General features: G+C 39.5%; 1 protein-coding gene. It reads left to right on the top strand.

The features are described from left to right. Nucleotides 1-256, top strand: a 256-nt coding sequence (locus SB660_RS21970; protein ID WP_410584566.1) for a phosphonate C-P lyase system protein PhnH, incomplete at both ends; no start/stop codon positions are given.

Below are 256 nucleotides of genomic sequence, written 5' to 3'. Positions count from 1 at the left end.
CGACCAGGCAGTAAAGGAACGTTACAAACTTTGCATTCCATCGATGGGCTATATCCTGAAACATTATCTGTTTTAATGACATTGTTCGATGGAGAAATCAGCTTTCAAGCAGTGGATGATTCGAAGCGACTTCACCAAGAACTACGTCAAAGGACAGGCGCAAAAGTGAAAGATTACCATGAAGCGGATTTTATCATTGTGCCTGCAAATGCTAACAAAGAGCAAATATTGAAAGTGTTAGAAGTAGTGAAAATAG

Origin of the sequence: Bacillus sp. SIMBA_005 (assembly GCF_046535585.1) — a bacterium.
In the GTDB taxonomy this organism is placed as follows: domain Bacteria; phylum Bacillota; class Bacilli; order Bacillales; family Bacillaceae; genus Bacillus; species Bacillus pumilus.
This window is presented reverse-complemented; position numbering and strand designations above follow the sequence as displayed.